The sequence below is a fragment of the Variovorax sp. YR216 genome (assembly GCF_900107745.1).
Taxonomy (GTDB): Bacteria; Pseudomonadota; Gammaproteobacteria; order Burkholderiales; family Burkholderiaceae_C; genus Variovorax.
The window spans coordinates 21,771-40,777 of sequence record NZ_FNRO01000027.1 but is presented as its reverse complement, the minus strand read 5'-3'; the positions used below and the strand labels follow the sequence as shown (position 1 = coordinate 40,777).

General features: G+C 64.5%; 19 protein-coding genes and 2 pseudogenes. 7 read left to right on the top strand and 14 right to left on the bottom strand.

Features of this window, described 5'->3' with window-relative positions:
- Positions 1-129: 129 nt before the first annotated feature.
- The 4 genes and pseudogenes from BLW05_RS33320 to BLW05_RS33305 form a co-directional block, all read right to left on the bottom strand.
- On the bottom strand, positions 130-324 hold the full coding sequence (locus tag BLW05_RS33320) for a hypothetical protein (RefSeq protein WP_093168878.1): 195 nt from the start codon (positions 322-324) through the stop codon (positions 130-132).
- 223 nt (positions 325-547) lie between these two features.
- Positions 548-655: pseudogene (locus BLW05_RS36700) on the bottom strand (integrase); the annotation flags it as partial.
- A gap of 45 nt (positions 656-700) precedes the next feature.
- Positions 701-943 (bottom strand): annotated as a pseudogene (locus tag BLW05_RS33310) (DDE-type integrase/transposase/recombinase); the annotation flags it as partial.
- Positions 944-1,023: 80 nt separating this feature from the next.
- A complete protein-coding gene (locus BLW05_RS33305) occupies positions 1,024-1,830 on the bottom strand; it encodes a transglutaminase-like domain-containing protein (protein ID WP_093168876.1) in 807 nt (268 codons plus the stop codon).
- Between the two features lie 415 nt (positions 1,831-2,245).
- Between BLW05_RS33305 and BLW05_RS33295 the strand changes: the two genes are divergently transcribed.
- Entirely contained in the window at positions 2,246-2,698 is a 453-nt protein-coding gene (locus BLW05_RS33295; RefSeq protein WP_256330623.1) for a hypothetical protein, read from the top strand.
- 292 nt (positions 2,699-2,990) lie between these two features.
- Here the strand turns inward: BLW05_RS33295 and BLW05_RS33285 are convergent, their stop codons facing one another.
- The gene (locus BLW05_RS33285; protein WP_093168871.1) at positions 2,991-3,572 is read right to left on the bottom strand and encodes a TetR/AcrR family transcriptional regulator; all 582 of its coding nucleotides are present in this window, start codon (positions 3,570-3,572) and stop codon (positions 2,991-2,993) included.
- 213 nt (positions 3,573-3,785) lie between these two features.
- Between BLW05_RS33285 and BLW05_RS33280 the strand changes: the two genes are divergently transcribed.
- The 4 genes from BLW05_RS33280 (at position 3,786) to BLW05_RS33265 (ending at position 7,537) form a co-directional block, all read left to right on the top strand.
- Complete coding sequence (locus tag BLW05_RS33280) at positions 3,786-4,880, top strand: alkene reductase (protein ID WP_093168869.1); 1,095 nt, start codon at positions 3,786-3,788, stop codon at positions 4,878-4,880.
- A gap of 45 nt (positions 4,881-4,925) precedes the next feature.
- The gene (locus BLW05_RS33275) at positions 4,926-5,714 is read left to right on the top strand and encodes an SDR family NAD(P)-dependent oxidoreductase (RefSeq protein WP_093168867.1); all 789 of its coding nucleotides are present in this window, start codon (positions 4,926-4,928) and stop codon (positions 5,712-5,714) included.
- A gap of 35 nt (positions 5,715-5,749) precedes the next feature.
- Positions 5,750-6,751 (top strand): NADP-dependent oxidoreductase, encoded by a 1,002-nt coding sequence (locus tag BLW05_RS33270; RefSeq protein ID WP_093168865.1) that lies wholly within the window; start codon positions 5,750-5,752, stop codon positions 6,749-6,751.
- A 270-nt stretch (positions 6,752-7,021) separates the two neighbouring features.
- Positions 7,022-7,537 carry a hypothetical protein gene (locus BLW05_RS33265; protein ID WP_093168863.1) on the top strand — a complete coding sequence of 172 codons (516 nt, stop codon included), beginning with the start codon at positions 7,022-7,024 and terminating at the stop codon, positions 7,535-7,537.
- Between the two features lie 256 nt (positions 7,538-7,793).
- Here BLW05_RS33265 and BLW05_RS33260 read toward each other — a convergent pair whose 3' ends face one another.
- The gene (locus BLW05_RS33260; protein ID WP_093168861.1) at positions 7,794-8,714 is read right to left on the bottom strand and encodes a universal stress protein; all 921 of its coding nucleotides are present in this window, start codon (positions 8,712-8,714) and stop codon (positions 7,794-7,796) included.
- A gap of 209 nt (positions 8,715-8,923) precedes the next feature.
- Here BLW05_RS33260 and BLW05_RS33255 point away from each other — a divergent pair, with 209 nt between their 5' ends.
- Complete coding sequence (locus tag BLW05_RS33255) at positions 8,924-9,181, top strand: helix-turn-helix domain-containing protein (protein ID WP_093168859.1); 258 nt, start codon at positions 8,924-8,926, stop codon at positions 9,179-9,181.
- Positions 9,182-9,184: 3 nt separating this feature from the next.
- Positions 9,185-10,507: a M16 family metallopeptidase gene (locus BLW05_RS33250; protein ID WP_177142924.1), complete on the top strand. Its 1,323-nt coding sequence runs from the start codon at positions 9,185-9,187 to the stop codon at positions 10,505-10,507.
- A 115-nt stretch (positions 10,508-10,622) separates the two neighbouring features.
- Here the strand turns inward: BLW05_RS33250 and BLW05_RS33245 are convergent, their stop codons facing one another.
- From BLW05_RS33245 to BLW05_RS33210, 8 genes are all read right to left on the bottom strand, one after another.
- Positions 10,623-11,321: a hypothetical protein gene (locus BLW05_RS33245; RefSeq protein ID WP_143045008.1), complete on the bottom strand. Its 699-nt coding sequence runs from the start codon at positions 11,319-11,321 to the stop codon at positions 10,623-10,625.
- A 1,040-nt stretch (positions 11,322-12,361) separates the two neighbouring features.
- The gene (locus BLW05_RS33240; protein ID WP_093168855.1) at positions 12,362-13,393 is read right to left on the bottom strand and encodes a CDP-6-deoxy-delta-3,4-glucoseen reductase; all 1,032 of its coding nucleotides are present in this window, start codon (positions 13,391-13,393) and stop codon (positions 12,362-12,364) included.
- 6 nt (positions 13,394-13,399) lie between these two features.
- On the bottom strand, positions 13,400-14,107 hold the full coding sequence (locus BLW05_RS33235; RefSeq protein WP_093168853.1) for a TetR family transcriptional regulator C-terminal domain-containing protein: 708 nt from the start codon (positions 14,105-14,107) through the stop codon (positions 13,400-13,402).
- Positions 14,107-15,123 (bottom strand): ABC transporter substrate-binding protein, encoded by a 1,017-nt coding sequence (locus BLW05_RS33230; protein WP_218135270.1) that lies wholly within the window; start codon positions 15,121-15,123, stop codon positions 14,107-14,109. Before BLW05_RS33230 ends, BLW05_RS33235 begins: the two co-directional genes overlap by 1 nt.
- A gap of 35 nt (positions 15,124-15,158) precedes the next feature.
- A complete protein-coding gene (locus tag BLW05_RS33225) occupies positions 15,159-16,529 on the bottom strand; it encodes an FAD-binding oxidoreductase (protein WP_177142923.1) in 1,371 nt (456 codons plus the stop codon).
- A 2-nt stretch (positions 16,530-16,531) separates the two neighbouring features.
- Positions 16,532-17,386, bottom strand: a complete 855-nt coding sequence (locus BLW05_RS33220; RefSeq protein WP_093168849.1) for an ABC transporter permease — start codon at positions 17,384-17,386, stop codon at positions 16,532-16,534.
- Positions 17,367-18,158, bottom strand: coding sequence for an ABC transporter ATP-binding protein (locus tag BLW05_RS33215; RefSeq protein WP_093168847.1), 792 nt, complete (start codon positions 18,156-18,158; stop codon positions 17,367-17,369). The genes BLW05_RS33220 and BLW05_RS33215 overlap by 20 nt, the downstream gene beginning before the upstream one ends.
- 27 nt (positions 18,159-18,185) lie before the next feature.
- Positions 18,186-18,989 carry a creatininase family protein gene (locus tag BLW05_RS33210; protein ID WP_093168845.1) on the bottom strand — a complete coding sequence of 268 codons (804 nt, stop codon included), beginning with the start codon at positions 18,987-18,989 and terminating at the stop codon, positions 18,186-18,188.
- Positions 18,990-19,007 lie beyond the last annotated feature (18 nt).

Here is a 19,007-nt window from a genome sequence, read left to right as displayed (position 1 = left end):
CCGTGCGCGCACAGAAACAATGGCCACCCGACATGCATACTCTTTGCTCTCCGGGAGCGCACTGCTGCGCGAGGGCCGCCGCGCTTGCCAGATAAGCAAGCGCGCTTGCCACAAGCCAGAGACGGCGAGTCATGGCGAGTCCCCTTTCTTGCCGATTCGCCCTTTCGTCAAGAACCCTCCCAAGGCGCCGCCCGCGATCGCCACAACGCCGATCAGGTTTGTGAAAGCGCGTGGATCTACCTCGGGCGCAAACCAGCGAATGAAGAAATAGGCGGCCAGTCCGCAGAGCACCGCCGAAAGTGAGAATGACGCGAGGGCTTTCATCGCACCTCCTCAAGACTTCGCCTACTTCATTTTGGGACGAGTAGTTGCCCGCCGATTCATCAATTGGTTGTACGCCTTTAGGCATACGGTGCTGAGGCTCTCCTGGAGCGGCTCGGAGCCATGGAACCCCGCGCGAACAGGAAGCCTCCGCAGAGTAGATGCAGGCTCGGCCGGTCAGCGCCCGCAAGCGGCGCATCGTACGCCGCCTGCTCGCCAGAATGCCTCAGACGTCGATCTGCTCTGCAATGTCCAGGGCGTCATCTACCTCAATTCCGAGGTACCTGACGGTGCTTTCCAACTTGCTGTGAACCAGCAGAATCTGGACGGTTTTGTCGCGTCAAGTCGGTCGAGGCGGACGAAGTCCGGCACCTTCGGGTCAACGGACGGCGAGACTGTAGAAGAAGTCGGCATCCGAAAATGCCAGGCCACCGGGGCAGCGCAGCTGCCCCTTCTTGACCATGTGCATGGTCTCGATGCCGGCGATCAGCCGAGCAGCACAGACAAAGGACTTGAATCCCATCATCGGTCGGGTTCGCCGCTTGATGCTTCGATGGTCCTGCTCAACAAGATTGTTCAAATACTTGGACTGCCGAAGTTCGATGGTGACGCCGCTATCGGCGATCAGACCGCGCACGGCGGCGCTTCCGGCCGGTCAGCGGCACCAGGATGACGACGGAAGTTCGCTGCGTTCCGCTTCAATCATTGAATTTCATCGCACCAGACCTTGAATCCGTCCAGCTCGTTGGGGCCGAAGGTGTTGGACAAGGCCACGTCGCTGGCGTCGCGCCCCTGCGCAATCAGCACCCGGCCGATGCGCGGCACGTTGTTGCGCGCATCGAAGGTGTACCAGCGGTCACCCAGAAAAGCCTCGAACCAAGCGGCAAAGTCCATCGTGCCGTACGGCGGCAGGGTCCCAATATCGCCGAGGTAGCCGGTGCAATAACGGGCCGGAATGTTCAGGCAGCGGCATAGGGTGATCGCCAGGTGCGCATAGTCACGGCAAACGCCTTGCCCTTCCTTGAACGCTTCAAAGGCCGAACGCGTGCGCCGGGCGTGCTGGTAGCCGAACTCGATGTGCTGGTGCACGAAATCGCAGACCGCCTGCACGCGGCCCCAGCCGGTCTGTCCGGCCCCAAAGCGCTGCCAAGCGAAATCGGACAGCAGGTCGGTTTCGCAGTAGCGGCTGCCCAGCAGGTAGACCAAGGTGGACTCGGGCAGGTACTCCACCGGCGTCTGCGGCGCCGAGGGCACGACGACGTCCAGGGCGCCGCTGTCGTGGATCACGGCATCGGTATTCAATACAAAGCGGCCCGCGGGTGCGACCAGGCGTGTGCACCAGTTGCCAAACAGATCGCGGTACGCAGTGATGGGCACGGCCGGCTTCGTGAGCAGATAGTCCGGGCGCAGGAGATCCGAGGCGCGCGAGTAATGAATGCTGAGGGTCAGAATCATCGGCGTCGCGCGGGGAAACTGATAGGCGATCTCAAAACCGAGCTGGATATTCATCAGCCCATGATGCGCCTTAATTCGTACTTCCGCAGTGAATGCTCGGGTCGGTTCACAAACTGTCCTCGCCCCTGGTCCTGCAGATCAGCTCTACGGTCGCCGTGTGCAATAGGTGCGCGGTTTCCGGCAACTTGGCAACAAGGATTGTGGCCAGGCTAGGCATCCGTGGCCGGCACATCTCCCTGAAGCTGGCCGTCGTAGATATCGTATTGCTCCGACGGTTGCTCGTGCAGTGGCAGATTGTCCTTGTGGTTGAGCTGGTGCGCCGTCCGTTCGGTCAAGGTATCTGGATCTGGAGTACGCACAACATCGAAATGGGGCCCATACTGATTGCAAGTCGTCCCTAGCACTCTGACACCGCTTCCGACCTCCCGCCCGACCCTTGGGCAATCCAGAGGGCAATGGAGCAAACGTCATGTCAGAGCGCCTTCCTCCTGCCCCGCCGGCATCAAACCGGATGCTGGGTCACGAGAAGATCGTAGCCTGCCGCCGCTGGTTCATCCGAGTGCTGTTGTGCGTCGTGGCGATTCCCACCCTTTCCGATGATCCAGTACACGCGCAGCGCGTGTACCTGAGCAAGACGGAGATCGAGCAGACCCTGATTGGCAAGGCCATGATCTCGAGCAATCTTGCAACCGGAATGATCTCGCGGTGGGAATTCCATCCGGACGGCCGCGTAGATTTCGTCAACAGGAGCGGGCCCGGCAGCGCGTCCGGCAAGTGGATCGTCAATGCCGACGGATTGATGTGCGTCACGATGGTTTTGCGAACGCGTTGCCGCTACTGGTTCAGGAAGGACGGCACCATCGCGAATGCAGATGCCAAGGGACCGGATTCCCCGACGCGGGCTGAAATACGTCTTGAATAGCCAAACGAGTCAGCTATCAGGTCGGGGCGGAACATCCTACGTGCATGGCGACTCGCACTATCACCGCATCGACAAGCCGTTGCTCGATGCGTGGGACGTCGTCTGGAAAACTTCACCCGTGTCGAGACTTTCGGAAACAACCACCAGGCGAACGGCACCAACGACGTGAACCGACTGAAGGTGACAGTCGACACGCGCAGCCGCGAGGTGTTGTCCTACCAGGCGCAAATCGTTTCGGCAAATCGGTCGCGGTGCCGGCAGCGGGGTTAGCCTGTTCGTCGTGGGCCGGGGTCTACTTCTTGGGGGCCCCTGAAATCTGTGAAAGCATCGCCGAGCGGCAGACTTCCAGAATCTCATCAGCAAGTGGCGAATCGTCCGGGCAGGCGCGGGACAACATGATTGCGCCCACGGCATGTGCAATGCTGTCGATCCGCCGGGCGCGTGCCCTCTTCCGCCCGGCCGTATCCAAGCCCTCGCCTTCGCGGCCCAGGGCCGCCAGCAAGCTCTCGAGTCCCGCCGCAAAAGCCGCCTTGACTGGCTCCTCCTGACGCGCCGCGTCGCCGCAGAGCGCAGCCATCGTGCATCCATCGCCCGGACTGTCACGGTGCTCCCTGGACAGGTACTGCTGCACGTAGCCGACCATATCGGCACCCTCGGTCTTGGCCACCGTCTGTGCCACGCCGCATGCTGCCGCCTCGGCCATCAGGTCGGCCTTGGAGCCGAAGTGCTTGTAGAAGCCGCCGTGAGTGAAGCCTGCAGCCGCCATCAGGTCCGCAATGCCGACCCCGTCGTAACCGCGCTCACGAAAGAGCGTCGACGCCGTTTCGACGATGTGCGTTCGGTTGGCTTGCGCCTGCGCCTTGGTGACCTTCATACCCCGGAAGACTGTCTGTTTGGTGCCTGTGCTAGAGGTGCCACTATACATTGATGTCGATCATCATCAAAGCCCTTGACATCAATGATGATGACCATCATCATTAAGGCGGTCGCTTCAAGAGCGCCTTGCGCGTGCGACTCCGCCGACGGACTGGTGCCCCAATGCACCTGCCTCGATCGACCGCCCTCACCTCCAAATCATCGACACCACATGACTGACATGACGCTCTTCGAACCCTACGCCCTCGGCCCCCTGACGCTTCCCAATCGCATCGTCATGGCCCCTTTGACCCGCAACCGCGCAGGCTCGGGCCTGGTGCCCGGGGAACTGGCCGCGGCCTACTATGCGCAGCGCACGTCAGCTGGCCTGCTCATCACCGAGGCCACTCAGGTCTCGGCTCAGGCTCAGGGCTACCAGGACACGCCCGGCCTGTATACGCAGGCGCAGATCGCGGGCTGGCGCAAGGTCACTGACGCCGTCCACGCCAAGGGCGGCCGGATCTTCGTGCAGCTCTGGCATGTCGGCCGCGTCTCGCATGTGGACCTGCAGCCCGAGGGCGCCGCGCCGGTCGCGCCCTCTGCCATCCGCGCCGCGACCAAGACCTTCGTCAACAACGGTTTTTCGACTGTCTCCGAGCCGCGCGCTCTTGAGCTTGATGAGTTGCCAGGCATCGTGAACGATTTCCGCCAGGCCGCGGCCAACGCCATCGCCGCCGGTTTTGACGGCGTGGAGATCCACGGCGCCAACGGCTACCTGCTGGAGCAGTTCATCAAGGATGGCGCCAACCAGCGCAGCGATGCCTACGGCGGATCGGTCGAGAACCGCGCGCGCCTGCTGCTCGAAGTCGCTGCCGCCGTGGCGCAGGAGATCGGCGCCGAACGCATCGGGGTGAGGATCTCGCCGGTGTCGCCGGCCAACGGCATTTCTTGCAGCGATCCGCAGCCTCAGTACAACTACATCGCCGAGCGACTCAACGCGCTGGGCATCGTCTACCTGCACGTCGTCGAAGGCGCCACCGGTGGACCGCGCGACGTGGCGCCGTTCGACTTCGACGCGCTGCGCACCCGCTTCGAGGGCACTTACCTCGCCAACAACGGCTACGACCTTGACCTCGCCACCGCTCGGCTCAACATGGGCAAGGCGGATCTGTTCGCCTTCGGCCGGGCGTTCATTGGCAATCCCGATCTGGTCGAGCGCCTGAAGACCGGTGCCCCGCTGGCGCAGTTCAATCCGGCCACGCTCTATGGCGGCGGGGCCCAAGGCTACACCGACTATCCGACGTTGGCCGAAGCCGCAACCGAGTAGTAGCGCTGCAGCCTTCATCCCCCTTCTTTTTCGGAGAACATCCTCATGACGCCCCTTCCCATCGTCCTCATCACCGGCGCATCTTCCGGTATTGGTGCCACCTACGCCGAGCGATTTGCGCGGCGCGGCCACGACCTCGTGCTGGTGGCGCGGGACAAGGCTAGACTGGACGCGCTCGCAGTGCGCTTGCGCGAAGAGAGCAAGGTCGCCATCGACGTTCTGCAGGCCGACCTCACCCTCCCGGCCGATCTGGCCGCCGTGGAGGCCCGCCTTCGCGACGACGCGAGGATCGGCATCCTCATCAACAACGCCGGCATGGCTCAGCAAGGTCGGTTCGTCGATCAGACCGCCGACAGCATCGATCGCCTGGTGATGCTCAACACCACCGCGCTCACACGCCTTGCGGCCGCCATTGCTCCGCGCCTTGCGCAGGCCGGCGAAGGCGCGATCGTCAACATCGGATCGGTCGTCGGCTTCGCGCCGGAATTCGGCATGTCGATCTACGGAGCGACCAAGGCCTTCGTGCTGTTTCTGTCGCAGGGCCTGAACGTCGAGTTGGCGCCCAAGGGCGTCTACGTACAGGCGGTACTTCCGGCGACCACGCGCACCGAGATCTGGGAGCGGGCCGGCATCGACCTCAACGCCTTGCCCGAGGTGATGGAAGTGGGCGAACTCGTCGATGCGGCGCTGGTCGGATTCGACCGCCGCGAGTTGGTCACGATTCCGCCGCTGCACGAAGCCGCGCGGTGGGACGCGCTGGATGCCGCCCGCCAGGCATTGCTTGCAGGCCTGCGACAAGCGCACGCCGCGCAGCGCTATCAGCCGACGGCCTGAGGTGCCGCGCATCCACGAGGAACATCCATCAACACATGAAAGCCTTCATCATCGATCGCTACGGCAAGAAGGAGACCGGACGGATTGCGGACATGCCGGCGCCCGAAATGCGAGAGGACGACGTTCTGGTCCGGATCCATGCAGCGAGCGTCAATGCCTTGGATTCGAAGATCAGGAGCGGCGAGTTCAAGCTGATCCTTCCCTATCGGCTGCCGCTCATCCTGGGCAACGACGTTGCCGGGACCGTGGTGCGGGTCGGCCCGCGGGTTAGCCGCTTCAAGCCTGGTGACGAGGTCTACGGTCGCCCGGATCAAGATCGCATCGGAGGGTTCGCCGACTTCATCGCGGTCAGAGAGGCATCGCTTGCGCTCAAGCCGGCGAACCTCTCCATGGAGGAAGCCGCGTCCGTCCCTCTGGTTGCGCTGACCGCCTGGCAGGCGCTGGTGGAGACCGCGAAGCTGAAGAAGGGACAGAAAGTGCTGATCCATGCCGGCTCCGGCGGCGTGGGCACCATCGCGATCCAGCTGGCCAAGCATCTCGGCGCCAATGTCACCACGACCACCAGTACCGGCAATGTCGAGTGGGTCAAGGCCCTGGGCGCAGACACCGTGATCGACTACAAGGAGCAGGACTTCGCAGCCGCGCCGCGCGACTACGACGTGGTGCTGAACAGTCTTGGCGGCGACGTGCTGAAGCGATCCTTGCAGGTGCTCAAGCCAGGCGGGCAGCTCATCTCCATCTCCGGTCCCCCTACCCCTGAGTTCGCCGACCAACAGGGACTTTCGTGGCCCTTGAAGCAGGTGCTGCGACTGTTGAGCCAAGGCATCAGGAAGCGAGCCAAGCGGCTTGGCCTTACCTACACGTTTGTGTTCATGCGAGCGGATGGGGAACAGCTGCGAAAGATCACCTCGCTGATCGAGTCAGGGAGTATCAACCCGGTCGTGGACCGAGTGTTTCCTTTCGACGCGACCGCAGATGCCTTGGCCTATCTCGATCGGGGACGCGCGAAGGGAAAGGTTGTCGTAAAGATCGGTTGAGACTGCAAGGGACAGCCGACCAGCAGCCCGCGGCGAGCGGTCGGCGATGCCACTGCGCGCCTGTGCCCGCCCCCGCTCCACGGCAGCAGTTCCCAGGGGCACGACTCAGCGCCTGAACACTCCCAATCCGAGTCGCACCCCGCGGCGGCGGCCTCCCGCTTCCGACAGATTGCGCTTTCGCCGCGGTGCCCTCCCCTGCCGGATCTGTTGACGTCCCGGCCGTGCTGGCGCTGCTTGCGCAGGCCGCCAGATGAGACAGAGAATCCCCTCATGGACTCCACACAGGTGAAGAGCCTTGTTTCTCAGATCTTGAGGGAGCAAGGGCTTTCAGGGGCGCTCGCATTTTTGAACGACGCAGTGCCACTGCGCTACACCGCGATCCACCGTTACGCCGGGCGCCTGGTGAAGAGCGTTTGCTTTCATGACGCTTTGGGCAAACGTCGACCGTCATTCTTGTCGGTACTCCCTCTGGACAGGAGCCTGGCGCAATTCGTCAAGCCCGGAAGTCCTTTCCGCACGGATGATTCATCGAAGGACCCGCGGCTCCTTGGCCATGCCTACGAACATGTGATCTTCTCCTACCATGGAACCGCCCTGTTGTCGCCAAGTGGCCAGCCGTGGGGCGTGCTATGCCATTTCGATCTCCAGGCAGGCTCTGTCTCCGATCGCGCGTTCGAGGATCTGGAGACAGTGGCGCCCATCGTTGCGTCTTTTGCTATCGATCCTCATCAGCGATTCATTGAGCCCGGTTACCCGCCAGATCCAACCGCGGACCAGGCGCTTTGAAACATAGGCGCGCGATCGGCACGCTCTCGTCCGTAATCACGCTAAGGCTGCAATGGGCACGAACCCGCAGTTCCGCCCTCCCCTACTGAAAGACGGTTTGCGCTGCACTACGGTATTCGGCGTTCGGCCGGAAGATCCAGGCGGCCAAGCTGGATGACGTTGTCGGGTCGCGGATCGCTTTCACGTCGCCGGCCTAGCTAGACCCTAGGCGGGACTGCCGTGGAGGTATGTGCCGCCAACCTCGGGCACCCTCCTGTCAGGGCAGGCGAGTGAAGACCGGCACGCCGGCGTCGCGAAGGCACTGGGCGGTCACGCTGCCAGTGACGACACGCTGGAAGCCAGTCCGGCCGTGCGTCGTCATCGCCAGCATCGCGTCACCGAGCCCGCGAACGAAATGCGGAATCACCTTCTTCGGGTCGCCGTGCAACACTTCCCAGCCGACCTCCACGCCGTAGCGTTCGGCGATGTCGCGGGCGCGCTCGTTGACATAGCCCGATTCCTGGACATCGCCCGACAGGACGATAGGATCCTGCTGCATCGACGGCTCGATCGCCGAGACGACGATCAACCTGGCGCCGAGCCACTTTGCCAAGGCCGCCGCCTGGGGCACGATGGCCTCGGAAGCATCGCTGCCGTCGAGCGGCAGGACAACGCGGCCGACCTTCGACAGGGCGGCCGGGCTCGTCGGGTCGGGCCGAAAGACGACCAGCGGCCCACCCAGGCCACGCAGCACTTCAAGCGCGACGCTGCCGAGGATCGCCTGCATCGCACCGCCGCGGGCGTGCGTGCAAATCGCCAGCAGCGTGGCCGGCACCTGTTGCGCTTCTTCGCGGATCGCCGCTGCGACCCCCGCGCTGGCGCTCGTGCAGACTGCCTTCGCGCCGGCGCCCGCCGCGAGCCTCTCGACATAGAGCCTCGCCGCCTCGTAGTCCTCGGCATTCCCGACGACGCGCAGGAGGGCAAGTTCGGCGCCGGTGGCCTTGGCGAGCGCGGCCGCCGGGCCGATCAATTGCTCGGAAAACGTGGAGCCATCAACGGGGACCAGGATTCGCGTGTACATAGTCGGCACTTCCGGGTTAGGGGATCTTGGATGGGGATCCTGCTGGCGAAAATCATAGGCCGGATTCGGGATTGGGGGCCAGAGGCCAATACCCGGGTCGCCCTTGAAAGCGGCCATTCGGCGCCCATGTCGACCACCAGCGCGGTGGGTGCGCTGGCCTGCCCTGCCCTTCGGCTGCTCTCGCTGCTCAACGAGCGCCCGCGCAACCCGTCCAACGGAATCCCCGTCGGGCGCGGAGTCGCCTGTTGAGCATCTCTCATTGGGTCGGAGGAACCCCACCGCTGGGTCACAGTTCGAGGCAAGGTGCGGGCGGCGACAATGCCCGCATGACCAAAGGTAAGCGCATCTCGGCAGACATCGGTGGAGACGCACTGCACTCGATTCGGGAATTGGGTGCGGCGGCCAGGCAGGCCCGGACGACGGCCGGGGAAGGGCAGGCCGCAGCGGCCGCGCGTTTGGGCGTGCATATCCAAACCATCGGGCGCATCGAAGCGGGGGAGCCCGGCGTTGCTGTCGGGCACGTGCTGGGTCTGCTCGCGCTCTACGGCATCGGTGTGAGACTGCAGCTGCCGGAGGACCGTTGAGCCATGGGCTTGCTAACGACCGAGCCCACCACCATCGTTCTTCGCACGCTTGCGAACGGCGTTCGGCTTCTCGCCATTCCCATGCCCCACGTGCAGAGCGCCAGTGTGGGGGTGTTCCTGCGCGTTGGTGCACGCGATGAAACCCCGGCCACGAACGGCATCGGCCATGTCCTTGAGCACATGGCGTTCAAGGGGACAGCCACCCGTTCCGTGCAGGCCATCAACCTGGACGCAGAGCGGCTGGGCGCGGACGTCAACGCGTTCACCAGCAAGGACACCACCGGCTACTTCATGACCGGCCTGGGCCGGCACGCGGAGCATCTGCTGCGCATGACGGCTGACATCGTCCTGAACAGCACGTTTCCTGAAGACGAACTTCAGCGGGAGCTCGAGGTCATCCGCCAGGAAGCCATCGAGTACGAGGAGGACCCGGAGGATACGTCCGGCGAACTGCTCGACCGCGCCGTCTGGGGCGACGACCCGATGGGCATGCCGGTGATCGGCACCGTCGGGAACATTGAAAGCTTTACCCGGCAGGATCTGGTGCGGCACGTCCAGTCCCACCACGTCGCGGAAAACACCATCGCCGCGGCGGCCGGGAATTTCGATGTCGAGGCCTGGCTGGCGCTCGCCGGGGAACTCTTCTCCGCGATGCCCTCGGCCCAGTTGCCTGGGCCGCTGCCGCCGAAGCCCGCGAAGTACATGGGTCTGGCCGTGGCCCGGCGCTTTCCGCAGGTGTCTCAAGTCTTCCTGAACATCGCCTACCCACTGACGCCAGTCCGGCACGATGAAATCTCGCAGCAGCGTTGGCGCCTTGCGGCGTCGCTGGCCGCCAACCTGTTTGGAGGCGGGATGTCCGCGCCCCTGGTCGACAGAGTCCGCGAGCAGCTCGGCTTGGCCTACACGGCGCATTCCACGATGGACAGCGGGGACGTCTGGGCCAACTTCGTAATTCATGCGGTCACGACCCCGGACAAGCTCGACGCGCTGGTGACGTCGACGGCCGGCTTGCTGCGTGAGCAGGCCACGAACATCGATCCGGTGCACCTGGAGCGGGCGAAGAACCAACTGATCGTGTCGCGTGTGCGTGCCGGAGAACGGACCTACGCGGCGATGGAGCAGGCCGTCGAGGAACTCTTTGCCAGCGCAACCGTGACGCCACTTGCTGGTGCGATTGCGGCGATCCAGGACATCTGTGCAGCAGAGGTGCAGGCTGTCTTCGAGCGAATGCTGGCCAACCCTCCGGCGCTGGCGATTGCCGGCAAGGGCGCTAGCGCGCGAACCGCGCGGCGTTTGGCAGCGCGCCTCGCTGCCGGTGGCTGCTGACGGATCGGCCGTGGTCATCTAAACCGCGCAGCGATAGCCCGCCGCGAAGCTTGTGGAGGAGGCAGACGCGCGACGGGAGCACGGCGAATGTCGTCATCAGTCAGGCTTGGACGCCTCACCGTGGAGGGGGTCCGTCGGAGCGTTGCCTTGCACCGCCTGGCGCTGAAACGGTTGCCGGCGCGCCGCGTACGGGTCCACCGATCGGTGTGTCGTCGAAAGCGACCGCCGAAATGTCGTCAAGGCGTGCCACGACATCACCTCCCTCCGTTCGCAGTCGAACAAACTGGCCATCAACGAAGGAGACGATGCCTCTGGGCAAGGGCGATCCCGCCGCGCGCATCGTGATGGAGACCTGGCCCCCTTGAATCTGCGCGTCGGCCAACATAGGGCCCCAACCACCCGGCACCTGCACGGGCTCCATCGTGAGCTTGGCGCCGGTCGCGTCGGGTGCGATCTTTCGAACGCGCTTCTTGAACGCCTTCTTCATCGTGTTCTGAATGGTAGTCAGGCCTTCGGCGATCTTCGGTGCCTCGGAGATCGCCTTGAGCGTGCCATAGGCAAAGGGAACCGTGATCGACAAGGCCTGCAGCGCCTCGATGTACCAGGAGCCGGCGTGGGATTCGAGGATCGTCAGTTTGCCTCGGACAACCACATCGAGGTCCATGTCCATGATCATCGCGTCCATCGCCTCCTCGGAGGCCTCGATCAACGCGACGTTCAGCATGGGCCCGTGCTGTTCCACGGGGCCGGAAACGACGACAACCACCTTCGCTATGGGTCGGTAGGTCTCAGACGCGCCAAATGCTTCTTCCATGGCAGGCCTCCTCATATAGCCGCCGCGGGAGACGGCCGTCCATCCATCCATCATGCTATGCCGATCGCATTCGGCGCGATAGCCCTTTCCGATCCGTTAGATTCGCTCACGTTGTGCGTGAGGCGTTTGGAAACCAGGAGCGAGGATGCAAGCTGTATCGCTCCATGTTCCGCGGATTCTTCCGAAGAGGGTGCCGTGCAATAGAGGACGATCTCGCTGCGCTTAAGGCAAGCCGTGAGATCGACGACCTGTTAAACGCGTCGCCCGGCTGTGGACAAGCCTTTGACAAATCGCTTCGGACTTCTCGGCCCTCCATGGATCCCTGCGTAGCCGGGCCAGCACGCGCAGCACCCTGACAGACTATGCGAGTTGGCAGCACCGCCAAATTGATCTGGATCAACGCAGCGCAATCGCTCGCGGCACGCCCTAACCCACGGCGGCGGTAACACGGTCTCGGTGATCGGCACGGACGTCCGGGCTTGGGTTCGACGGGCACAGTTCCACCCTTGCGACGCGCCGCTCGAAGAGCGCCAGGAAGTGCGCTGTTAAGTGACAGCGTCCGAATACTGTGCTCATCGAGTTCACCCCATAGCCGAGACCCCGAGCGTCGATGCGCTCGCAGAGATCTCAAGGCGGACATGCGCATTGCTCCTTCGGGCGATGTCAGGCGGTCGGCCACCGGCCGCAGTGCACTAACGAGAACGTGAGCTCTCGGAGCCGTCCTCAGCGAATGCCGAAGTCGTTGCTAGACCGCTCGATGCGGAAGAGCTCGGAGAAGTCTGCAATGGGCACGAAGCCGCAGTCCGCCCCGCCCTCTTGAAAGACTGCACTCGCTGCATCGCGGCCGTCCGACCAAGCCGCGTTGACTGTGATGCGGATCAGGGAACGGCTCTTCTGTTCAACTGCAATTGTGATGGGGCGTTGCGTACTCCAGCCGACGGATGGGCCAACGGCCCAAGGCCTTGGCAGAACGCTCTTCACCTACTCGCGACGGATGCCGCCGGTTGCGACCTGTTCAGCAAGGCGTACCTGCTCTGCTCTCAATGACTGTCGGCCTGCGTGATGAAGGAGTCGGCAAAGAAGGCGTTTGCCGGTAGCTTGCAGCGGGTGCTGTACTCGGCGCGCGCCGCATTGATGACGACGGGCGCGCCGCAGGCATAGACCTGGTGCCCGCTGAGGTCGGGGTAGTCCTGCATGACGGCCCGGTGGACGAAGCCCGTGCGGCCGGTCCATAGGTCCTCGGCCAGTGCGTCGGAGATCACGGGGACGTAGCGCAGCTGCGGCATGTCCGCGAGCCGCTCGCGCACCCAGCCGTCTAGGTACAGGTCCGCGAGGCGGCGGCCTCCCCAGTACAGGGTGGCCTGCCGTCGGATGCCCTGTCGCTGCATGTGTTCGATCAAGGCCTTGATCGGCGCGAGGCCGGTGCCCGAGGCCAACAGGATGAGCGGCTTGTCGGAATCCTCGCGCAGGTAGAAGCTGCCGAACGGCCCCTCCACGCGCAGGATGTCCTTTTCCTTCATTGCGCCGAAGACGTGGTCCGTGAACCGGCCGCCCGGCATGTGTCGGATGTGCAGCTCCAGTTCGGCGCCATCGTGGGGGGCGTTGGCCATCGAATAGCTGCGCCGGAAACCGTCGCGCAGGATGATGTCGATGTACTGGCCCGCGCGGTAGCGCAGCGGGTCGTTGGCCGGCAGCCGGATCTTCATCAGCGTGACGTCGCTCGCCTTGCGCTCCAGTGCAATCACGCGCGCGGCCATCTTGCGGACGGGGAAGGCGCCCTCGTCGGTGATGTGCGGCGACTCCAGCACCACGTCGGTGGCGGGCACTGCACAGCACGGCAGGATCAGTCCGTCCGCTTCCTCCTGTGCCGACAGGGCCTGGCTCTGGTGCGGGCCATGGTTGACGGCGCCCTCGAGCATGCGGCACTTGCAGGAGCCGCAGGCGCCGTCCCTACAGCCGTAGGGCATCCCGACGCCTTGACGAATCGCGGCGGCCAAAATGGCTTCACCGCCCTGTGCCCCAAAGGTGCGGCCGCTGGGCTGAGCAGTAATCCGGAACGGTCCGGCAGCCATGCTCAGTCAGTCCCCAGGTTGCTTGCGCGGCGCGCGCTTCTTGCCGTCCTGCGGCGGGTATGTCAGCCCCACGCCCCGCAGCACCAGCTTGAGGATCTCCGCGCAGATGAGCTCGCGGTCAAGCGCCTGCTCCGCCGCGCGCCCGGTGAAGAAGCGCACCTGCATCTCGTAGTCGGCGTAGTGCTGGGTCAGCGCCCAGATGTGGAACAGCAGGTGCAGCGGCTCCACCGGTGAGATACGGCCTTTGTCCACCCAGCGGCCGATGACCCTTTCGGCCTCGCGCACCGGGCCGCGCCCGTTCTCCCAGATGCCGCGAATGGCCTGGCCGCCGCTCATGATCTCGCTGGTGAACAGGCGCGAGACGTGCGGGTACTCCAGCGTGAAGTCCAGCTTGCGCCGAACCACGCGCTCTAGCACCGCCGCCGGGTCGTCGCGATCGTCCTCGGCACTCAGGCCGATGTGGCCCCAATGCTGGACGGTCTGGCGCAGGATGTTCTCGTAGAGGGCTTCCTTGCTCTCGATGTAGTAGTGCAGTTGCTGCTTGGAGAGCCCCGCGCGCTCGGCGATTTGCTGCGTGGATGTTCCACGCAGGCCATACAGCGAGAACTGCTCGAGCGCGGCGATGTAGATCCTGTCCATCGTCTCGGCCCGGCGCGTGGCCGAGTCCGTCGAGCGGCGGTCCTGCGGTGCGGGTGCGGGCGGCGCCGTCAGCACTACTTCACCAGCTTGGCGCGAAGGTCCAGCCCCACGCCCTTGTTGACGAAGCGCTCGGTGCCCAGGGAGTCCACATCCACGGCCCCGGCTGCGAACACGCCGGCCTTGACCATCTCGGCATTGAAGCGCCGCAGGCGTTCGACCGACAGGGCGCCCAGGCCCTTGGTCAGCGCGTCGCCCGAGTCGATCAAGCCGCGCTTCATCGCCATGCCCACTTCCGCGTCCATCTTGGCGTCGGTCATGTCGGGGTTGTCTTTCTTGATCAGTTCATAGGCGGCCTTGCGGTCGCCGTACATGAAGTTGTACCAGCCGATTGCCGATGCGTCGATGAACTTCTGGATCACCTCTGGCTGCTTGTCGATCATGTCGCGGCGTGCCTCGACCATGTTCGCATACGCCTCGTATCCCAGGTCGGCGAGCAGGAAGACGTCAGTCTTGACGCCTTGCATCTCGAGGTACAGCGGCTCGGCAGTCACGTAGGCCTGCTGCACGGACGCCTTGTCCGCCAGGAACGGGGACATGGAATAGTTGTACTGCTTGAACTGCGCGTCGCTGAAGCCGCGGCTGGCGGTCAGCCACTTCCAGAAGCCGAACTGGCTGGCCTTGGCGACGAACACGGTCTTGGCCTTCGAGAGTTCGGCGAAGTCCTTGTACTGGCCGGCATGCGCCATCAGCGAGGTGGCGTCCTTCTGCATGAAGGCGGCGACCACCGTGGTCGGCATCTTGGTCGCGTTGGCTTCCATGGCCGAGATCAGGCTCTGCGACATCAGCAGGTCGACCTTGCCCACCATGAGCAGGGGGCGCGCATTCACCTGGGGGCCGCCCTGCATGATCTCCACGTCCAGGCCGTAGCGCTTGTAGGTGCCGTCCGCAATGGCCTGATAGAAGCCGCCGTGGCTGCCCTGGGCCTTCCAGTTCGTGGCAAACACCAGCTTCTGCTGGGCGTGCGCCAGGCCGGAGGTCATCAGTGCTGCGGCGAGGCAGACGCCGACGGTCTTGGCAATGCTTTTGAGCATGATGTGAGTTCCTCGTAGGTTGTGAACGGACCCCGTCACTGGAGCGACAGGATCTTTCCGGGGTTCATGAGATTCAACGGATCGACACTGCGCTTGAAGCGCAGTTCCTCGGCGCCCATCTCCTTGCGGCCGCCTTTTTCCAATGTGTTGACGTGCGCGTTCATCACGTGGCAGCCGTCCTGCACGAGTTCGGCCATCACCTCGTCCAGGCGTTCCTCGTCCAGGAATTGCAGCGCCACCAGGCCCGAGATCCGGGGCTTTCCGGCCAAGCGTGCGAACTCGTGGTGCATCAGCATCTCGTCGCCGTAGCGATCCATCTGCACGGCCACCAACTCGGGCGCTCGCTCGGGCGGCACAACCATTTGCAGGTAGGTCCAGGATCGGTCCACCTTCAGTGCGCGCAGGGTCGTGTGGTTGTAGGCGCACTCGTGTACCGGCGGCAGGCCGCTGGCCGTGTGGTCCTGCGGCGTCATGCACATGCCAAGCCGGCCGCCGTGCACCGAAACGAGGGCGGCGAAGCGGTCCTGGTCTTTCGGGTTGACCATGCTGAACATCGCGTCTGCGCTACCGTCGAAACGGTAGCCAAAGTCCGCGTAGTAGGGCGCGAAGCGGCGGTCGACGGCGCTCAGCAGGAACACGTCGATGCCGGCCTCCAGCACCGCGCCGCCGAAGCGCATCACGTCCACGTAGCTCGGGAACAGGGCAATGCACTGCAGCCAGTCCACCGCCGGCACCAGGGCCAGGTCGAGCTCGATGATGATGCCGTTGGTTCCCCAGGCATGGTGCACGAGCTCGATGTCCGGGCCGGTGAGCGTCAGGGTGCGCGGGCTTTCTTCCAGCGTGACCACGCGCAGAGAACGCATGGTGCCCGATTCGCGAAGGATGCCGTGGCGAACCGCGCCAATGCCGGCCGATCCGCCGGCGATGAAGCCGCCAACCGTCGCAATGCTCATGGTCGAGGGGTAGATCATCAACTGCTGGCCGGTGGTCCGCACGGCGTCGAGCACTGCCTCGAGGTACGCGCCGGCCTGCACGCGCACCGCACCGGGCTCGATCTGGACGATCCGGTTCAGATGCGTCATGTCCAGCACCACGCCGCCGCGAAGCGGCACCGCCTGGCCATAGTTGCCCGTGCCGCCGCCGCGGATAGTCAGGTGCAGCCGGTGACGTGCCGCCGCGCCCGCGACGCGCACGACTTCTTCCTCAGTGGCCGGCAGTACGACGATGTCGGCGCGGCAGCCCTTCAGCAGCTCTTCCAGCACCGGGCTGTACCAGTAGTAGTCACGCGCACGCGCCCGAAGCTCGTCGTCCGCCGTGAGGCAGGCAACGCCTTCGATGTCGCGCTGAAAGTCTTCCAGCGCCTGCCGGCGGCTTGCCGCTTCCACGCCCGAGGGGTCTGTCGCCATGTTCATTGTTCTCTTTTCAGTTCACTCTCGTGCCAATGGCCCAGCACCTTGCGCGACACCCAGGCGGTCGCCAGGAAAATGAGGACACCGCACAAGGACACGAGCAGCAGCGCGGCGAACATAAGCGGCACGTCGCTGCGAAAGCTGGCCTCGAAGATGCGGGACGCCAGCCCGGTCTCCTTGCCCGCGGCGCCGGCCACGAATTCGGAGACCACCGCGCCGATCAATGCCAGGCCGCCCGAGACCCGCACGCCCGACATGAAGTAGGGCAGCGCCGAGGGCATCAGCAGATGGCGAAAGCGCTGCCACGGGCTGGCCCTGTACAGCGCGAACATATCGCGCAGGTTGTGGTCGGCGCTGCGCAGTCCGATGACCGTGTTGGACAGGATGGGAAAGAACGCGACGATCCATGCGCAGATCAACAGCGCGACCGTGGTGCTGTCCACGTAGATCATGATCAGCGGCGCGATCGCGATGATCGGCGTCACCTGCAGGATGACCGCATAGGGAAACAGGCTGACCTCGACGTAGCGCGACAGCGCGAAGAGCGTTCCCAGTCCGACGCCGCCCACGATCGCAAGTGCCAAGGCCCATAAGGTGAGCTTGGCCGTGAAAATCAACGAGGGCTGCAGCGACGCCCATTGGGTCCAGAGCGTCTCCAGCACGCGCGAAGGCGCGGGCAGCAGGTAGGGCGGAATATTGTTGAGCCGCACGAACAGCTCCCAGCTTCCCAGCGCGAAAACGAGCACCGCTAGCGGCGCGCAGATGCTGATCCATCGTTCGCGCCGCGCGCGATTGCGCGCCGCGTCGTTGGCCACTGCGGGCATCGGCAGGTTATCAATGGTCGACGTCTGCATGCGACAGGGTCTCCTTCAGGGACTGCGTCACGCGGACGCATTGATCGGTGTAGACCGACGTCGTACGGAACGCTTCCGCGCGTTGCTGCGGGCCGTCGATCGGGATGTCCTCGATCACGCGGCCGGGCCGCGCGGCCATCACGACCACGCGCGTCGAGAGGTACACCGCCTCCCAGACGTTGTGGGTCACGAAGACCACCGTCAGCCCGAGATCGCTCCACAGCTTGCGTACGTCGTCGTTGAGCTTGGCGCGGGTCATTTCGTCGAGCGCGGCGAAGGGCTCGTCCATCAGCAGAAGGCGCGGGCGCGTCACCATCGCGCGGGCGATCGAGACCCGCATCTTCATGCCGCCAGACAACTCGCGCGGGTACACATCGGCGAAGCGCGACAAGCCCACCAAGGCCAGGGCCGCCTTCACATCGTCCGTGGCGCGTGCCCGAGACAGGCCGGCCAGGCGCTGTGGCAAATAGACGTTCTCGAAGACCGTCGCCCAGGGCATCAGGGTGGGTTCCTGGAACACGAAGCTGATGTCACGCGCGTGCGCCTCGGCGCCCGTCTTGTCGCCGGGCCACCGGATGGCGCCCGAGGACGGCTGCAGCAGGCTCGCCATCATGCGAAGCGCCGTACTCTTTCCGCAGCCGGAAGGCCCAAGCAGACTGACAAAGTCGCCGCGGGCGATGGACAGGGACATTTCGCGCAGCGCAACCGTGCCGTTGCTGTAGCGCTTGTCAACGCGGTCGAGTTGAATCAGCGCTGCCGCGTTGTCCTTCATCTGGTGGGCATCTGGCACGGGGTTTCCTCAGCCGACGACGGGCAACTGGTCCAGCCACGCGGGGCTGGTGGCATCCAGGTCGCGCAGCATTTCGATGAAGTGCTGCGCCACGTGGGCGATCACCGCCTCGCCCTTCTCGGCCGTTGCCATGCTCGCATCGCCGCACGCGCCTTCCGGGTTCAGGTCCTGGATCTGCCAGCCGAGCTTGGCGCGGGCGTTGATCGACAGGTGCCGCGTTTCGGATACGAGCGTTTCGGCACTCGAGCGGAAGTTGCGGGCCTTGTCCATGTCGACCAGGTCGGGCCGCAGTGCCAGCACCACCGAGGTCTCCTTGTCCCCGCCGTGAATGCCGTGCTGGGTTTCCGCCGCGCTGAACATGCCCGCGGGCGTGCCGAACGAATAGGTGTTGGTGGCTACCACCAGCATGTTGTGCTTGACGCGCAGGTCGCGCGCAACGATGTCGCCCACCATGCCCTGGCCGCCGTGGCTGTTGAAGATGACCATCTTGCGCACGCCGGCGGCGGCCACGCAATCGCCAATCTCCATCCACAGGCGCACAAGGGTCTCGAGCGACAGCGTGAGTGTTCCCGGGTAGCGCGCGTGTTCGTTGCTCTTGCCGATGCGCTGCGTCGGCAGGAACACCGCGGGCACGTCGGAGGGCAGGTCGGAGACCACGCGATCGACGATGCCTTCGATGATCGTCGTGTCGACGGACAGCGGAAGGTGAGGCCCGTGCTGTTCGATGGCGGACACGGGGAGAACGGCGATCATTCGGCTCCGGTCCTGTGCGGCAAGTTCCGAAGAGGTGAAGTCGGACCAATAGCGTTTCATGGCTTCTTTCGGGTTCCG

Coding starts and splice junctions, on each gene's coding strand:
- BLW05_RS33320 (WP_093168878.1), bottom strand. CDS start 324: ATGAAAGCCCTCGCGTCATTCTCACTTTCGGCGGTGCTCTGCGGACTG.
- BLW05_RS33305 (WP_093168876.1), bottom strand. CDS start 1,830: ATGAATATCCAGCTCGGTTTTGAGATCGCCTATCAGTTTCCCCGCGCG.
- BLW05_RS33295 (WP_256330623.1), top strand. CDS start 2,246: ATGTCAGAGCGCCTTCCTCCTGCCCCGCCGGCATCAAACCGGATGCTG.
- BLW05_RS33285 (WP_093168871.1), bottom strand. CDS start 3,572: ATGAAGGTCACCAAGGCGCAGGCGCAAGCCAACCGAACGCACATCGTC.
- BLW05_RS33280 (WP_093168869.1), top strand. CDS start 3,786: ATGACTGACATGACGCTCTTCGAACCCTACGCCCTCGGCCCCCTGACG.
- BLW05_RS33275 (WP_093168867.1), top strand. CDS start 4,926: ATGACGCCCCTTCCCATCGTCCTCATCACCGGCGCATCTTCCGGTATT.
- BLW05_RS33270 (WP_093168865.1), top strand. CDS start 5,750: ATGAAAGCCTTCATCATCGATCGCTACGGCAAGAAGGAGACCGGACGG.
- BLW05_RS33265 (WP_093168863.1), top strand. CDS start 7,022: ATGGACTCCACACAGGTGAAGAGCCTTGTTTCTCAGATCTTGAGGGAG.
- BLW05_RS33260 (WP_093168861.1), bottom strand. CDS start 8,714: ATGGCCGCTTTCAAGGGCGACCCGGGTATTGGCCTCTGGCCCCCAATC.
- BLW05_RS33255 (WP_093168859.1), top strand. CDS start 8,924: ATGACCAAAGGTAAGCGCATCTCGGCAGACATCGGTGGAGACGCACTG.
- BLW05_RS33250 (WP_177142924.1), top strand. CDS start 9,185: ATGGGCTTGCTAACGACCGAGCCCACCACCATCGTTCTTCGCACGCTT.
- BLW05_RS33245 (WP_143045008.1), bottom strand. CDS start 11,321: ATGGAAGAAGCATTTGGCGCGTCTGAGACCTACCGACCCATAGCGAAG.
- BLW05_RS33240 (WP_093168855.1), bottom strand. CDS start 13,393: ATGGCTGCCGGACCGTTCCGGATTACTGCTCAGCCCAGCGGCCGCACC.
- BLW05_RS33230 (WP_218135270.1), bottom strand. CDS start 15,123: ATGCTCAAAAGCATTGCCAAGACCGTCGGCGTCTGCCTCGCCGCAGCA.
- BLW05_RS33225 (WP_177142923.1), bottom strand. CDS start 16,529: ATGGCGACAGACCCCTCGGGCGTGGAAGCGGCAAGCCGCCGGCAGGCG.
- BLW05_RS33220 (WP_093168849.1), bottom strand. CDS start 17,386: ATGCAGACGTCGACCATTGATAACCTGCCGATGCCCGCAGTGGCCAAC.
- BLW05_RS33215 (WP_093168847.1), bottom strand. CDS start 18,158: ATGAAGGACAACGCGGCAGCGCTGATTCAACTCGACCGCGTTGACAAG.
- BLW05_RS33210 (WP_093168845.1), bottom strand. CDS start 18,989: ATGAAACGCTATTGGTCCGACTTCACCTCTTCGGAACTTGCCGCACAG.